Origin of the sequence: Polymorphobacter sp. (genome assembly GCF_048007885.1) — a bacterium.
Lineage (GTDB): Bacteria > Pseudomonadota > Alphaproteobacteria > Sphingomonadales > Sphingomonadaceae > Sandarakinorhabdus.
The window spans coordinates 840,875-856,094 of record NZ_CP180346.1 but is presented as its reverse complement, the minus strand read 5'-3'; the positions used below and the strand labels follow the sequence as shown (position 1 = coordinate 856,094).

Genomic DNA, 15,220 nt, shown 5'->3' with positions numbered 1-15,220 from the left:
CCGCGGCGATGCGCGCCGCCGTTTGCCACGACCTGACGGCCGACCGGAGCGGGCTTCGCATCCATGAGGACTGGCCGGAGCCGCCGCCGCCCGGCGCCGGCGAGGTGATGGTCGAGATCAGCGCGGCTGCGCTCAATTTTCCTGATCTGCTGATGCTGTCAGGCGGCTATCAATTCCGCCCTGACCTGCCCTTTGTCGCGGGAACCGAAGGGTGCGGCCGTGTTGTTGCCGCGGGGGACGGCGTGGGGCTATCGGTCGGTGCGCGGGTGATCGTTTCGGCGCGCGGCGGCCTCTTTGCCGAGCGCGCGACCGTGCCGGCGACGAGTGTGCGGGCCGTTCCCGCCGGGCTTGATGATCCCGAGGCCGCCAGCTTCACGGTCGGGGCGCTGACCGCTTGGGTCGGGCTGGTCGATCGCGGCCGGCTGGGCGCGGGGGAGCATGTGCTGGTGACCGGGGCCGGCGGCGGCATGGGGCTGGCGGCGGTCAAGCTCGCGGTGCAGCGGGGTGCCGAGGTCACGGCGGTTGCATCGCAGCCTGACCGTCTTGAAGCCGCTGTTGCAGCGGGGGCGCACAGGGCCATTCTGATCACGCGGGAGGCGCCCGTGATTGCGGCCCACGATGTCGATCTGGTCTTCGATCCGGTCGGCGGTTCGCTCACTCTTCCAGCGCTGAAGTCGCTGCGCCGCGGCGGGCGCTATGCCATCATCGGCTTTGCCGGCGGCCATGCACCGTCGCTGCCGCTCAATTTGCCGCTGCTGGGGGAGATCGAAGTCATCGGTGTGCGGGCGGGCGAACAGGGGCGGCAAGACCCTGCCGCAGGTGCCAACGCAATCCGCATGATCGATGCGCTGGCGGCTGAAACCAGGCCGGTGATCGGCCTGTCCGTGCCGCTCGCGGAGGCCGCAGAGGCCTATGCCGCCATGGCGGAGGCGCGGCTGATCGGAAAGGCCGTGATCAGGCCTTGAGCAGCGCGGTATCGATCGGCAGGCTGCGCAGCCGCACCCCTGTTGCAGCGAAGATGGCATTGGCCAGTGCGGGCGGAGTTGCAGGATAGGCGGGTTCGCCAAGCCCGGTCGGCGGATTGTCCGACAAGACAAATTCAACCGAGACCGGCGGGGCATCGGGCATGCGCAGCAGCGGATAGCTGTCGTAGTTGCTCTGCTGGATGGCGCCGCCCTCTAGCGTGATCGCCTGGCCGAGCGAAGAGCCGATGGCGTCGATCACCGACCCTTGAACCTGATTGCGCGCGCCCGAGGGATTGACAATCTGGCGGCCGATGTCGCCCGCGACCCAGGCCTCCTTGACCGTCACGTCGCCGGCCTCGGCGACCGCGACATGCATGGCGGTCGCGAAATAGCCGAGGTGACTGTAGTGAAAGGCGATGCCAAGCCCCTCTCGGGCCGGAAGCCGGCGACCCCAGCCGGACATGGCGGCCACCTTGTCGAGAACCCCGAGGGCGCGACCAGCGTTATAGCCCCGCGATTGGCCTTCGGCCGCGACGATTCGCGGCGCGCCGAGCAGGGTCTTGCGGAAGGCGAGGGGATCCTGCCCCGCCAGATGGGCCAGCTCGTCGATGAAGCTCTGCATGACAAAGCCGAAGCCGTTGTTGGCGGGCGCGCGCAGAAAATTGGTCGGCGCATCGAGATCGAGCACGGTCGCTTCGCAGCGGAAATCAGGCACAAAGCGGGCAGGGAACTGATTGGCATCGATGCCGGCGGCCCGGCCGAATTCGCCCTTTCTGCCGACACTGACGAAGTGGTTGGTCCAGCCTATGACCCGTCCTTGGGCATCGAGCCCGGCTTCAAGATGGTGCCAGCCTGCGGGGCGCAGATTGCCGCGGGTGATGTCGTCTTCACGGGTCCATATGAGCTTGATCGGCACGCCGGCGGTCTTGGCGATCATGGCGGCCTCGACCAGCGGCTCTGAGGTCAGGCGACGGCCGAAGCCGCCGCCGCTGCGGGTGAAATGAATGATCACATTCTCGGGCGCGATCTCCAGCAGCTTGGCGATGCTGGCGCGGGCAGGCTCGGGATTCTGGGTGGGCGCCCAGAGCTCGACCTTGCCGCCTTCATAACGGGCGGTGCAGTTCATCGGCTCGAGCGGGGCATGTGCAAGAAAGGGATAATGATAGCTGGCCTTTAGCCGCTTTGCCGCTTTGGCCAGCGCAGCGTCAGGGTCGCCCTCGCTGTAGATGGGCTTGCTGCCGCGCGCGCTCGCCAGCGCCATCGCCTGTTCGGCGAGGCCGGCGGTGCTCTGCGAGGCGCCGGCATCCCATGTCACGTCAAGCACTTCGCGCGCCTTGATCGCAGCCCATGTGTTGTCAGCAATGATGGCAACACCGCCAGCAAGCTCATAATCATTATCATTGCCGTCGAGCTGGAAGGCGCCTTGGACCCCTTTGAGCGCCTTTACGGCGTCGAGATTGGCGCTGCGCGGTTTGCCGCCAAAGGTTGGGCATTTGACATACATGGCGATCTTCATCCCCGGCACCACGGTGTCGAGGCCGAAGAGCGGCGCGCCGGCGACGACCTTGCCATTGTCCACCCCGGTGTGGGGCTGGCCGATGATCTTGAAGTCCTTCGGGTCCTTGAGCGGGACGGTCTCGAGCGCGGGCAGCGGACGACGGGCAGCATCTGCGGCGAGGCTGGTATAGCTGAGGCTCTGGCCCTTGCCATGCACCATGCCGCCGCTGGTGGTGAGCGCCGGGACCGGCACGCCCAGCCGCTCACTGGCGGCGTCGAGCAGCATCTGGCGGGCGGCGGCGCCGGTCTGGCGCATGCTTGTATAGAGCAGGGCCGTCGCCATTGAGCCACCGGCAACCTGACGGCCATAGATCTTGCTGTTGGCGAGCGCCTGTTCGATTCGGATATCGACCCAGTCGACATCCAGCTCCTCGGCGATCAGCATGGGAATCGAGGTCTTGATGCCCTGGCCAATCTCGGGATTTTGCGAGACGATGGTGATGCCGTCAGGCGCGATCTTGACAAAGGCGGTCAGCATGGCCGGCGTATCTGCAGCGCTGGCCGGGCCAACGCCGAGCCAGAGGCCGCCAGACGCGAGCGCGCCGCCCAGAAGAAGCTGACGACGGTCGAGCAAGACGTTCATGCCAGGTCTCCCGCGGCTTGCTTGATGGCGGCGCGAATGCGGAGATAGGTGCCGCAGCGGCAGAGGTTGCCGGCCATGGCCGCGTCGATATCCTCGTCACTCGGTCTGGGTGTTTCGGCGAGCAGGGTTGCGGCCGACATGAGCTGGCCGGCCTGACAATAGCCGCATTGCGGCACATCAGCAGCAATCCATGCGGCCTGCAGGGCCCGGCCCACAGGGCTTTGCGCGAGCGCTTCGATGGTCGTGACCCTGGCGGTGCCGATGCTGCCGATGGGGGTCTGGCAGGCGCGCACCGGCTGGCCGTCGAGATGGACGGTGCAGGCGCCGCACAGCCCGGCGCCGCAGCCGAATTTGGTGCCGGGCAGCCCCGCCATGTCCCGCAATGCCCAGAGCAGCGGCATCTCCGGGTCCGCGTCGAGTGTCACAATCCTGTCGTTGATGGTGAGTTGCATCAGTCGTCCCCTTGGCGGCTTGAGAATAGCGGCGGAGACAGGCGCTGGCTAGGTTCCGTTGGCGCGGTTGAAGCGCACGGAGCTGACCAGTGACAGGCCGATCAGCCCCGCGCCAATGAGGCCGGTGACGGTTTCGGGGATATGGACGATGACATTGGCGAACATGACGACGGCCAGCGCCAGAATTGCCCAGAAGGCCCCGTGTTCGAGGAAGCGGAAGCGGCCCAAAGTACCCTCGCGCACCAGGGCGATGGTCATCGAGCGCACGAACATGGCGCCGATGCCAAGCCCCAGCGCGATGACGATGAGGTTGTTAGTCAGCGCAAAGGCACCGATAACGCCGTCGAAGGAGAAGGAGGCATCGAGCACTTCGAGATAGAGGAAGGCGCCGAGCCCGGCGCGGGCGGCGGAATCCACGGTTCCGGCCGGCGCCTTGAGGGAGCTGCTGATCCATGCGACCGCGAAGAAGGTGAAGATGCCGAACATGCCGCTGAAGAAGAATTCACCCGATTTTTCGGGCGGCAGTTGCTGTGCCACGGCATAGAGCGCGGCAAGGACGATCATGATCTCGGCGGCTTCAAGGTCTGCCAGGCGACGCAGGGGGCGCTCGATGACGCCGATCCAATCATGTTTCTTGTCGGCATTGAAGAAGAATTTCATGCCCACGAGCATGAGAAATGCGCCGCCGAAGCCCATGATGCTTTCATGTGCGTCCGTGACGATGGCGGCATAGCGTTCAGGATCGTTGAGGCTGAGCTGCACGGCTTCTACGGGACCGAGCTGGCCGGCGATGGCAACGATGAGCACGGGGAAGACGATGCGCATGCCGAACACGGCAATAATGATGCCCCAGGTCAGGAATCGGCGCTGCCAGACCGGGTCCATGTCCTTGAGCACAGTGGCGTTGACCACCGCATTGTCGAAGGAAAGCGAGACTTCGAGCACGGAAAGCACGATGCAGATCCAGAGAATCTGCAGCATCGGCGCCATGCCGCCCTGCACGAACCAGCCATAGGCCGCCGCCGCGGCGAGGCTGGCGACGGTGAACGCGATCGATCCGGAGAAGTGTTTCAGCATGGGACTGGCAATTGCATGGGACGGAGATGGGGTACGCCTGAGTTAAAGACAATGCGCGGCTTAGCACCGGCGCGCGATTTGGCGAACGGATTCGGGAGGCTGCGCGGGCTCAGCCCGGGATCGGGAAGCTGATGCGACTGATATCGGCGCGGAAAAAGGGGAAATAATCCGGGGTTTCGAAGTGATTACCCGCCTCGACATGCATGGGAAGCTGGTAGCCCTGATGGCTCTGAAAGTCTGAAAGATAGCCGCCGAAGGGCTGGTATCGATAGTGTTTGGCCGGGTTTGCGTCGGTCCAGCGCTGGAAGCGGACAAGGCGCGGCTGGCCGTCCGCGTCCACCTCGATCTCGACACGCTGCTCAAGTCCGTCATGTGTGATGCAGACTTCAGCGGTGGCGTCATCGACCTTTGCCCAGCGCACGGCCTCGCCGGCAACGGCGGGGAGCAGGGCGGCGGGCGCCCAGAACAGGCTTTCGGCAACATAGCGGCCAAAGGCGGGATGGCGATGATCTTCATTGTCGCCGAAACGCCCGACCGGCACGAGACCGGCCATCCAGAAGCGTGTCCAGCGGCCGGAATCGGAGCCTGACAGGCCAAGCGCGCCGCTGGTTTCCATCTGCCAGACAAATCCATGCGGGGCCGCGAGGATCTGGCGGGCGCGCATTGGCTTTTCGTGCGGTGCGTCCTTGCGGCCCATGGCGAAGCTTCCCGTCATTTCCAGCGTGACGACGGGAAACAGAAGCGTGCCTTCGGTGATGGCGAAGGCGAAGAAGCGGCGCGCAGGCTCGGGCAGGCCACGCAGCATCGAGGCCTTGAAGCGCTTTGGCGTGCGCGGTTGCAGGGCGGCAAGGCGCGCCCATTCGGCCTGGTCATCGCGCTTGTCGGAACGGCGGAGCAGGGCCAGGCCAGCCACGCCCAGCGCGGCGATGGGGGCGATCATTGCCATGATATCCGTATATCATTGCTGGGCTTCTGGCTCCACCCATGGGCTGCTGACGAGATTAGGTTGGCTATTGCGCCGCGTGTTGTTCAGAATGGCTGAGCTGCAAAGGGGGACGCCATGAGCACCGTAGATCATGCCGATATCGTTCAGCGCGGCTGGGACGCCGTTGGTCGCGGGGACTGGGACACGCTGATTGCCGATTATGTGCCCGACATGGTCTTTGTCATGCCCGGGCAGAACGACGTTTTGCACGGCACGGCCGCCTTTCGCGGCGCGCTCGAGAACCTCGGCTCGGCATTGCCGCCGGGTTTCGAGATCGCCGGGCTTCGCCAGATTTCTGACGGTGATGAGGTTGTTTCCATCATGCACTGGAAAAGCGCCAGATGCCCGGGCAGCCAGCTGGCCGTGCTGTTCCGTTTTGCCGGCGACAAGATCTGTGAAGAGCGCTGGTTCATTGACACGGAACAATGGAAATCAGCCTTTTGATGGCTGTTCGCAGCAGGGCCGGCACCAGATTGGGGCTATGACTGTGGCGATAGCCTGATAGGCTGTCAGCAGCTGTTCGGGGCGTGAGGTCTTAGATGGTGCGGGTTCTTGGTGTTGCGTGTGCGGCCTTGATGGCGACGGGCTGTAGCGTGGAATCGCCGCGGCCGTCATCTGGCCTCTCGCCCACGCCTGTCCCCGCCCTGTCGCCCGCGCCCGTTCCCTCGCTTTCGCCCGCGCCGCCGCCCGGTTCGGTGCCCAGTCCCCTGCCGCCCCCCGCGTCTTCGGGATCGTGCAGCCTGTCAGCGCGGCAAAGCTGGGCGGAGGCGGAGATCAGGGAGTTCTATCTGTTTCCCGAGTTGTTGCCAGCGAGCGTCGATGCTTCGCGCTTTTCGAGCGTGCAGGGGCTGATCGATGAACTGACGGCGGAGGCGCGGGCGCAAGGCAAGGACCGCTTCTTCACCTTCATCACGTCGATTGCCGAGGAAGATGCCTTTATCGACAGCGGCGAGACGGCGGCCTTCGGCATTCGCATCCAGAGCGAGAGCAGCCCGGCGCGGGTGGTGGTGGCCGATGCCTTTGAAGGCGCGCCGGCGCTGGCCGCCGGCATTGACCGCGGCACGGAGATCCTGGCGATCGGCATCAATGAGGCGACCCTGCGCGACGTCTCGGCGATCATCGCTTCTGAAGGCACAGACGGGATCAGCGCGGCGCTGGGACCAGGAACGCCCGGCTTGCAGAGGGTGTTGCGCGTGCGCGCCCTTGATGGCTCGGTGCGGCTGGTCACGCTGACCAAGACGGTGTTCGACATCCCGCCCGTATCTTCGCGCTTTGGTGTCAGGGTGATCGACGCGGACGGGACGCGCACCGGCTATGTCAATCTGCGCACCTTCGTGGGCACCGCCGATCCGGCGCTGCGCCAGGCCTTTGCCGATCTGCGGCGCGAGGGCGTTCGCCAGTTCATCATCGATTTTCGCTACAATGGTGGCGGGCTGGTGCGTATTGCCGAGTTGATGGGCGACTTGCTGGGCGGCAACCGGCAGACCAGCGAGGTGTTCAATGAAGAGCGCTTCCGGCCCTCCAAGTCGGAGTTTGATTTCACCAAGCTTTTCGATCCGACAGATGAAAGCGTGTCCCCGCTCAGGCTGGCATTCATCGGGACGGACGCGACGGCTTCGGCCAGCGAGCTGGTGATCAATGCCTTCACACCCTATTTTCCCGATGCCAGCGTGCTGGTGGGCGAGAATACCTTTGGCAAGCCGGTGGGCCAGATCGCCCGCGACCGGCCGATCTGTGGGGACCGGCTGCGGGTGGTGGCCTTTGCCGGGCGCAATGCCGCTGGCCAGGGCGATTATTTCAACGGGCTAGCCAGCGAAGTGGCGGCGACGTGCGCGGCCGAGGATGATTTGCGCTTTGCCATGGGGGACCCGCGTGAGGCGTCAACCGCGCGGGCGCTCGATTTTCTGGCCGGGCGGCCATGTGCGCCGATTATCGGCGCACGCACGGCGTCTCTGAGCGGGGTGAGCGAGCGCCGGCGCGCGTTTGTGTTGCCCGAGACACCCGATGTCGTGTCGCGCGAGGTGCCGGGGCTGTTCTAGCGGGCTGCGTCCGGCGCGATGGGGGCGAGGAAATCGAGGATGGTGCGCCATTGGTGAAGGCGTAGTGCCGGGTCAGGGATGCTATGCGTCTGGCCGGGATAGGGCATGAACTGGAACGGCTTGCCGGCCTTTTGCAGCGCCGCGATCATCCGGGCGCTATGGTCGAAGACAACATTGTCATCGGCAAGTCCGTGCATGATGAGGAGCGGCCGGGCGAGGGCAGCTGCGTCTTTGGTGACATCGGACGCGGTGTAGGGGGCCATGTCGGTGGCGGGATTGCCGAGGTAGCGCTCGGTGTAATGGGTGTCATAGAGAGTCCAGTCGGTGACCGGGGCGCCGGCGATGCCGCGGGCAAACGCATCCGGGTGCTTTGTCATCAGGCGCAGCGCCATATAGCCGCCATAGGACCAGCCATAGACGGCGACGCGGGCGGAATCGACAAAGGTTTGCGACTTGAGCCAGGCAAGGCCAGCCATCTGGTCTTCGACCTCGGTGACCCCGACCTTCTTGTGCAGCGCGTCCCGGAAGCTGGTGCTGCGATGTGGCGTGCCGCGACCATCGACGCTGAAGACCGTCCAGCCCTGCCGCACGAGATACTGATGCAGCATCGTCCCCCAGCGGCGGGTGACGCGCTGGCTGCCCGGCCCGGCATAGACTTCGAAGAAGACCGGCGTCTTCTGTCCGCGCCTGAGGCCAGGGGGCTTTAACAGCTGATAGTGAAGCGGTGTGCCGTCGGCGCCGGGCAGGGTGCCATATTCGGGCAATACATGGTCGGCGGCGAATTCGGCATAAGGAGTTTCGCTGAGGGGATTGGCCGCAATGGCGGTCCGGGAGCCGGTGGTGACATCGAGCAGGTCGATGCGCGGTGGCTGGGCCGGGGACTGGCTGGTGATGAGCAGCCGGCGCCCCTGACTGTCGGCGACCGCTTCGGCCCAATGGCCATCGGGTGACAGGCGCATGGGCGGGCTGCTGCCATCGAGCGGGGCGGCATAAACGGCCTTTTCCAGCGGGGTTTCGCGGAAGCCGGTGAAGATGATGCGGCCGGCGCCGGGATCGACGGCCAGCAGGTCATCGACCGGCCAGTCTCCGCTGGTGATCTGGGTCTGGCGGCCATCCGCATGGAGGCGCCAGATGTGGCGGTAGTCGGAGCGCTCCGAGGCCCAGAGCAGGTCGCGCGTGCCGGGGACGGCGTGCAGCGTGTCGTGAAGATCGATCCATGTGGCAGAGGTTTCGGTGGCAATCGGCTTGGTGCGGCCGGTGGTCACATCGACATCGAGCAGCTCGAGCCGGGACTGGTCGCGCGGCTGGCGGACGATGACGAGGCGATCAGGAGCCAGCCATTTGACGCGGGCGAGGTAGATGTCCTGTTCGGGGCCGAGTTCGACGCTGATCGGCGGGGTCTGGGCGGTGGGATCGTGAAGGGCGAGGGAGATCATGGCGTTGCGCGTGCCGGCGAAGGGGTAGCGTTGCTCGGTGACGCGGGTGCTGTCGGCACCAATGGCGGCGCGCACGGCGACCTTGACGAAACGTTCCTCGATGCGGGTGCTGGCGATGAGCTTGTCATCGGGCGACCACCAGCTGCCGGTGCGGCGGCCCATTTCTTCGTCCGCCACGAATTCGGCCATGCCGTGGCTGACGGTGCCGCCGCCGTCGCGGGTGATGGCGCGGGCTGTGCCGGTTTCGAGATCGAGAATATGGAGGTTTTGCCCCTTGATGAAGGACAGGAAGCGGCCTTTGGGGCTGAGCTTGGGATCAAATTCGGTTTCCGGGGTATTTGTGAGGCGGCGGGGTGCGCCTTCGAGGGGGACGAGCCAGATGTCGCCATCAAGCGGCACCAGCACGGCCCGGCTGTCTGGCGCCCATTGATAACCGACGATGCCGCGCTGGCCACCGATGCGCAGCCGCTCGCGGCGCATCAACTCGGCTTCGGAAAGCTGGGCGGGGGCCGGCGATAACGCTTCGCTGTTGGCCAGCATGCGCTCTTGCCCGGAGACGGTATCGCGCAGCCAGAGGTCGTAGCGGAGTGCGTCGCTCTCGCGTGGCTTGAGCCAGGCCAGATGGGCGCCATCGGGCGCGATGGTGAGTGCGCGCGGCGTTGTTCCTGCGAGCGGCGGGTTGGCGAAGACGCGCTCGAGGGGGATGGGCTCGCCGGCATGGGCGGGCATGGCCAGGAACAGGGCGAGCAGCAGCAAGCGGATCATGGCGTTTTGGTGGCGGAATCGCAGCGGCGGCGCAAGTGCGGGGCGAGGGCTGCGGCGAGCAGGGACTTGATCAGCGCCCCGGGGACAAAGGGCCAGAAACCGCCAGCGAGCGCCGCATCTGGGTCGATGCGGGCGGCAAGCCAGAGCGTGCCGGCGGCGAGAATGACGGCATGGGCGGCGAGCATGGCGAAAAAACTGGGACGAAAACTGACCATTCCGGCTGCGAAGGGCATCGCCAGCAGATAGCCGGTTGTCGGCCCCCCAAGGCCCGAGGCCCCATTGGCGAGCAGCGGCGCGCCCAGGGCAGCGAGGCCGAGCCAGAGCATGACCGCAAGCGCCGCGCGCGCCGGGGGCAGGGCGGCGCCGACCAGCAGCACGGCGAACGACTGGGCGGTGAGGGGCACGTCGGAGAAGGGCAGGTCGATGGCGATCTGGCTGGCGAGAGCGAGGGCGACGACGGCGAGGACGATCGGCATGCTCTGGGCTTTGGCGGGGGGTGGCGGCTCTGACAAGAGCGTGCGATGAAACAGGCAAAATCTGGGGAGAGGGTGATGATCGAGATTCAGGTGGCACGAAACGCCATTGGCGAGGCCGAGGCGGTAACGCGGACGGCTGTGCTTGAGCCTGGCCAGGCTCTGTTTGCGGTCGAGCATTTTGCCATGACGGCGAACAATGTGACCTATGCCGTACACGGCGTGGACTTTGGCTATTGGAACTTCTGGCCGGCGCCCGAGGGCAAGGGGATTGTGCCGGTCTGGGGCTTCGGCCGGGTGGTCGAGAGCCGGGTGGACGGGCTGGTGGAGGGCGCGCGATATTATGGCTACTGGCCCATGGCGAGCCATGCGGTGCTGCAGGTGGGGAAGCTCTCGGCGCGCGGGTTCGATGATGTGAGCCCGCACCGGGCCGAGCTTGCGGCCGTCTATAACCGCTATGTGCCGGCCGATGACGCGATGGGGGATGAGGCGGTGCAGGCGCTGTTCCGGCCGTTGTTCACCACGGCCTTTGCGCTGGATGCAATGCTGGCCGAGCGCGAGGCGGTGCTGGTGCTGGCGTCGGCTTCAAGCAAGACGGCGCTGGGCCTTGCGATGCTGGCGCGCGCAAGGGGCAAGCGGGTGATCGGGCTGACAGGGGCTGCGAACAAGGGGTTCTGCCGCGACACAGCCTATTATGATCTCGTGCTCGGCTATGAGGAGGTCGAGGCGCTTGGTGAGGAACGCGGGCCGGCTGCTCTTGTTGACATGGCTGGCAATGGCCGGGTGAGGGCCGATGTGCACGCTGCGATGGGCGAGCGGCTGAGCGCGGTGCATGTGGTGGGCGATACCCATTGGGATGTTTTGGCAGCCGACCTGACGCAGGGACCGGAGCCGCAATATTTCTTTGCGCCGACGGTGATTGCCGAGCGGGTGGCGGAATGGGGTTCGGCGGGCTTTGAGGCGCGGCTGGGGGCGGCATGGGCGGCCTTTGCCGGCTCGCTTGGCTGGCTTGAAGTGCGGCGTGTTGACGGCACCCAGGCGGTGATCGAGGGCTGGACAGCGCTGGTTGAAGGGCGGATAGACCCGCGCCACGGTCTGGTAGCGGGGCTTGCGGCGGCCTGAGCGCTTGCTAGAAGTCTCGGTGTTTGGGGAGAGGGCGATTGGCGAGCAGGGCTGCAGCTGTGGACGCAGGGCTGGATCCGAAGCGGGACCGGCTGGTGATTGTTGCCTCGGCGCTGGGAACAGTGTTCGAATGGTATGATTTTTTCATCTACGGCATCTTGGCCGCGCTGCTAGGCAAGCTGTTTTTCACCACCGGCAATCCGACGACGGAACTTTTGTTCTCGCTGGGTGCCTTTGCGGTTGGTTTCTTCTTCCGCCCGCTCGGCGCTGTTCTCTTTGGCTATTTCGGCGACCGGATCGGCCGGAAATACACGTTTCTGGTGACCATCTCGCTGATGGGCGGCGCGACAGCGGCCATCGGCCTGTTGCCGACACAGGCGCAGATCGGGATCGCAGCGCCGCTGCTGCTGCTGTTTTTGCGCACCTTGCAGGGGCTGGCATTGGGCGGCGAATATGGCGGCGCGGCGATCTATGTGGCGGAGCATGCGCCGCCGGACAAGCGCGGCCAGTATACGAGCTGGATTCAGGCGTCAGTGGCGGGAGGGTTTCTGCTGGCCATTGCCGTGGTGCTTGGCAGCCGGGCTGTCATCAGCGAGGCGGATTTCGCCATCTGGGGCTGGCGGGTGCCGTTCCTGGTCTCGCTGCTGCTGTTGGCGACGTCGATCTACATTCGAATGAAGCTGAACGAGAGCCCGGTGTTCAAGGCGATGAAGGAAGCCGGGACGACATCGAAGAATCCGATTGTCGAGAGTTTCTCCGACCGGGGCAATATCGGCAATATCATGGTGGCGCTGTTCGGGGTCGCTGCCGGCCTGACGGTGATTTATTACACCTCGCAGTTCGGCACGCTCTATTTTTTGCAAAGCACGTCGCGGATTCCGGAAACACAGGCGCTGATCTTCATGGCATTCGGCGCGCTGCTGGCGGCGCCGCTTTATGTGGCGTTTGGCTGGGTGTCGGACAAGGTGGGGCGCAAGCGGCTGTTGCTGCTCGGCTACGCGTTGACGCTGGTGCTGATCTTTCCGCTGTTCCGGCTGATGGGCGATGCCGCCAATCCGGCGCTCGGCGAAGCGACCCGCGCAAATCCGGTGACGATCGAGCTGCCGGCTTGTGATTACAGCGTGTTCGGCAAGCCCGATACGGACTGTGAGCGCGGTCTGGCGTTCCTTTCGAAGAATGGCATTGACCATCGGAAAGCGAGTGCCGACACGGTGGCGCTTCAGGTCGGGACGCAGCGCGTCGAGGGCTTTGACGCGGATGCCTGGCAGGCGGCACTGGTGGCGGCGGGCTATCCGGACAAGGCTGACCCCGAGCGGGTCGATGGGCTGATGATCGTGCTGGCCGTGGCGGCGATGGTGGCGCTCTCGGCGATGACCTATGGGCAGGTGGCGGCGATTTTGGTCGAACTGTTTCCCGCCAAGGTACGCTACACATCGATGAGCATTCCTTATCATATTGGCACCGGCTATTTCGGCGGCTTCCTGCCGGTCATCTCGCAATATATCGTCGTGCGCACTGGTGATGCCTATGCAGGTCTCTGGTATACCTTTGGCGTGGTGCTGATGGCGCTCATCGTCTCCGCAATCTGGCTGCCCGAGACACGCGGACGGGATATCTCAGGCTGATGGCCGGGCCGCTCGATGGCGTTCGTGTGCTCGATCTGACGCAGATCGTCTCGGGGCCGATGGCAGCGGCGATGCTGGGCGAGCAGGGGGCCGATGTCATCAAGCTCGAAAGCCCCAGCGGTGACCCGGTGCGCGCGATGGGGCCGCGAAAGGGCGACCTTTCAGCGATGTTCGTCGCGGTCAATCGTGGCAAAAGGTCGGTGGTTGCCGATGTGAAGACAGCTGACGGTGCGGCGCTGCTGAGGCGGCTGATCGGCTGGGCGGATGTGCTGGTCGAGAATTTCCGCCCCGGCACGATGGAGCGGCTGGGCTTTGGTTGGCCGGTTTGCAAGGCCATCAATCCCCGGCTGGTGATGGTCTCGATCACCGGCTTTGGTGCCGATGGCCCCTATGCGAACATCCGCGTTTATGATCCCGTCGTGCAGGCCGTGAGCGGGATCGCGGCGGCGCAGACCGACAAGGAGGGCCGGCCTTCGCTGGTCAAGACGCTGATCGCCGACAAGGTGACGGCGCTGACCGCAGCGCAGGCGGCGACCGCCGCGCTGTTTCGGCGCGAGCGGACAGGACTTGGCGAGCGGGTTGAAGTGTCGATGCTGGCCGCGGCGCTGGCGTTCAATTGGCCGGAGGCGATGTGGAACCTGAGCTTTCTTGATGATGCGCCGCCTCAGATGCCGGCCTATGGCGCGCTGACGCGGCTTTGGCGCGCGGCTGACGGACAGGTGGCGATTGGCGCCATGCAGGATCATGAATTCGGTGCGCTGGTGCGCGGGCTGGGGCTTGATGCTCTTGCCGAAGACCCGCGCTTCGCTACCTCGGCTGGGCGGATGCGCCATGCAAAGGACTGGACGGGGCTGGTGGGGGAGGCGCTGGCGGCGCGCGATCTGGAAGCACTGATGGATGGCTTTGTGCGCGAGGGCGCGGTTGGCGGGCGCGTCAATCGCCTGGAGGACGTCTGCGATGACCCGCAAGTGGCCCATTCCGGCGCTGTCGGGGTGTTTGAACAGGGCGAGGCGGGGCTCATGCGCGGCGCGCGCGGGGCCGCGCGCTTTGGCGGCGCGGTGGCCGAGCTGCGCCCTGCGCCGCGCCTGGGCGAGCATGACGTGGCCGTGCGGGCGATGTTCGGCGAAGGTTAAGGCAGGCCATGGCCTGCTGGCTGCAGGCGAAAAGGGAGCAGCCGATGCGGGCATTGTTGGTTGTGGCGGCGGTCTGGCTGGCGGGCTGCACGGTGAAGGTCGATGAGGCGCTGTTGATGCCGGCGCCGCCGACGATGGGCAAGGACGGCATGCCATCGATGGCGGCGCTGCCGGCGATGCTCGCCGATGTGCCGCCCGAGGGGACGGTGCTGGAAAATGGGGCTGTGCTGAAGGTCTGGCAGCTGCGCGTGGGCAAGGCCGGCAAGGCGCGGCTGGGGACCATGCGCATCGTGCAGATCGACCGCACCGATGCGGCGGCGACGATCCTCTTGAGCGGCGGGCTGGGCTGGTTTGCCGGGCAGGCGCCGGTGGCGCGCGTGTCGGCGCTGGCAGCGGCGAGCGGGGCGGACCTGCTGATTTTCGAGCGGCCGGATGAGGACGGTGCTGCGGTCTGGCCGAGTGTGAAAACACTGGAGCGCGATGGGCCGCGGCTTGTGGCGGCGCTGCGCGCGGCCGGGCTGGTGGAGGGGCCGCTGATTGCCCATGGCTTTTCGCTGGGCGCGGCGCGCGCGGTGGCGCTGGCGGGCGGCGAACGGCCGGAGGAGCAGGTCGACGCGGTGATCATCGAGACCGCAGCCCCCGCGATGGGCCGGCTGGGCGAGGAGATGTTGCCCGGTTTGCTCAAGCCCTTTGTCAAGCTGCGCCTGGAGGACGAGCTGAAGCCGGCGGACTGGCGGCGCAATCTCAAGCGCGCGTCCGTTCCCGTGTTGCTTCTCGGCGCCGAGGGTGACCGCATCGCCACAACAGCGCTGGTGCAGGATTTCGCCCGCGTGTTGGTGCGGGCGCGGGTGCCGGTGTCGATGGTGACGGTGGCGGGTGGCCATGCGACGGCCAGCGAGAGCGCGCAGGGGTCAGCAGCAGTGAGCGACTTTGTCGCGATGGTCCGTCGCTGAGAGGGGTTGCGTGCGGGCTGGCGCTTTTCGCTGGCGCGGGCATGATAGCTAGGGA

The 15,220-nt window shown here is 65.9% G+C and carries 13 protein-coding genes; 7 read left to right on the top strand and 6 right to left on the bottom strand.

Translation table 11 applies throughout. The features are described from left to right. Positions 1 to 8 precede the first annotated feature (8 nt). Positions 9 to 965 (top strand): SDR family NAD(P)-dependent oxidoreductase, encoded by a 957-nt coding sequence (locus ACMVO5_RS04040; protein WP_416908791.1) that lies wholly within the window; start codon positions 9 to 11, stop codon positions 963 to 965. Here the strand turns inward: ACMVO5_RS04040 and ACMVO5_RS04035 are convergent. From ACMVO5_RS04035 to ACMVO5_RS04020, 4 genes are all read right to left on the bottom strand, one after another. Next, a complete protein-coding gene (locus tag ACMVO5_RS04035; protein WP_416908790.1) occupies positions 955 to 3,105 on the bottom strand; it encodes a molybdopterin cofactor-binding domain-containing protein in 2,151 nt (716 codons plus the stop codon). The genes ACMVO5_RS04040 and ACMVO5_RS04035 overlap by 11 nt on opposite strands. Next, a complete protein-coding gene (locus ACMVO5_RS04030; protein WP_416908789.1) occupies positions 3,102 to 3,557 on the bottom strand; it encodes a (2Fe-2S)-binding protein in 456 nt (151 codons plus the stop codon). Before ACMVO5_RS04030 ends, ACMVO5_RS04035 begins: the two co-directional genes overlap by 4 nt. Positions 3,558 to 3,605: 48 nt before the next feature. Continuing rightward, entirely contained in the window at positions 3,606 to 4,634 is a 1,029-nt protein-coding gene (locus ACMVO5_RS04025; protein ID WP_416908788.1) for a DUF475 domain-containing protein, read from the bottom strand. Positions 4,635 to 4,743: 109 nt separating this feature from the next. Further along, entirely contained in the window at positions 4,744 to 5,580 is an 837-nt protein-coding gene (locus ACMVO5_RS04020) for a DUF6544 family protein (RefSeq protein ID WP_416908787.1), read from the bottom strand. Positions 5,581 to 5,694: 114 nt separating this feature from the next. Between ACMVO5_RS04020 and ACMVO5_RS04015 the strand changes: the two genes are divergently transcribed. Beyond that, positions 5,695 to 6,063, top strand: a complete 369-nt coding sequence (locus tag ACMVO5_RS04015; protein WP_416908786.1) for a nuclear transport factor 2 family protein — start codon at positions 5,695 to 5,697, stop codon at positions 6,061 to 6,063. Positions 6,064 to 6,314: 251 nt separating this feature from the next. Continuing rightward, a complete protein-coding gene (locus tag ACMVO5_RS04010; protein ID WP_416908785.1) occupies positions 6,315 to 7,658 on the top strand; it encodes a S41 family peptidase in 1,344 nt (447 codons plus the stop codon). Here the strand turns inward: ACMVO5_RS04010 and ACMVO5_RS04005 are convergent. After that, positions 7,655 to 9,859, bottom strand: a complete 2,205-nt coding sequence (locus ACMVO5_RS04005) for a DPP IV N-terminal domain-containing protein (RefSeq protein ID WP_416908784.1) — start codon at positions 9,857 to 9,859, stop codon at positions 7,655 to 7,657. The genes ACMVO5_RS04010 and ACMVO5_RS04005 overlap by 4 nt on opposite strands. After that, entirely contained in the window at positions 9,856 to 10,335 is a 480-nt protein-coding gene (locus tag ACMVO5_RS04000; protein ID WP_416908783.1) for a biotin transporter BioY, read from the bottom strand. Before ACMVO5_RS04000 ends, ACMVO5_RS04005 begins: the two co-directional genes overlap by 4 nt. A 75-nt stretch (positions 10,336 to 10,410) precedes the next feature. Between ACMVO5_RS04000 and ACMVO5_RS03995 the strand changes: the two genes are divergently transcribed. Genes ACMVO5_RS03995 through ACMVO5_RS03980 form a run of 4 tightly spaced genes read left to right on the top strand, consistent with a single transcriptional unit; the run spans position 10,411 to position 15,165 of the window. Beyond that, complete coding sequence (locus ACMVO5_RS03995) at positions 10,411 to 11,454, top strand: DUF2855 family protein (RefSeq protein ID WP_416908782.1); 1,044 nt, start codon at positions 10,411 to 10,413, stop codon at positions 11,452 to 11,454. A 59-nt stretch (positions 11,455 to 11,513) separates the two neighbouring features. Then, positions 11,514 to 13,079 (top strand): MFS transporter, encoded by a 1,566-nt coding sequence (locus ACMVO5_RS03990; RefSeq protein WP_416908781.1) that lies wholly within the window; start codon positions 11,514 to 11,516, stop codon positions 13,077 to 13,079. After that, the gene (locus tag ACMVO5_RS03985; RefSeq protein WP_416908780.1) at positions 13,079 to 14,212 is read left to right on the top strand and encodes a CaiB/BaiF CoA transferase family protein; all 1,134 of its coding nucleotides are present in this window, start codon (positions 13,079 to 13,081) and stop codon (positions 14,210 to 14,212) included. Before ACMVO5_RS03990 ends, ACMVO5_RS03985 begins: the two co-directional genes overlap by 1 nt. A 44-nt stretch (positions 14,213 to 14,256) precedes the next feature. Continuing rightward, the gene (locus tag ACMVO5_RS03980) at positions 14,257 to 15,165 is read left to right on the top strand and encodes an alpha/beta fold hydrolase (RefSeq protein WP_416908779.1); all 909 of its coding nucleotides are present in this window, start codon (positions 14,257 to 14,259) and stop codon (positions 15,163 to 15,165) included. The last annotated feature ends 55 nt before the right edge of the window (positions 15,166 to 15,220 follow it).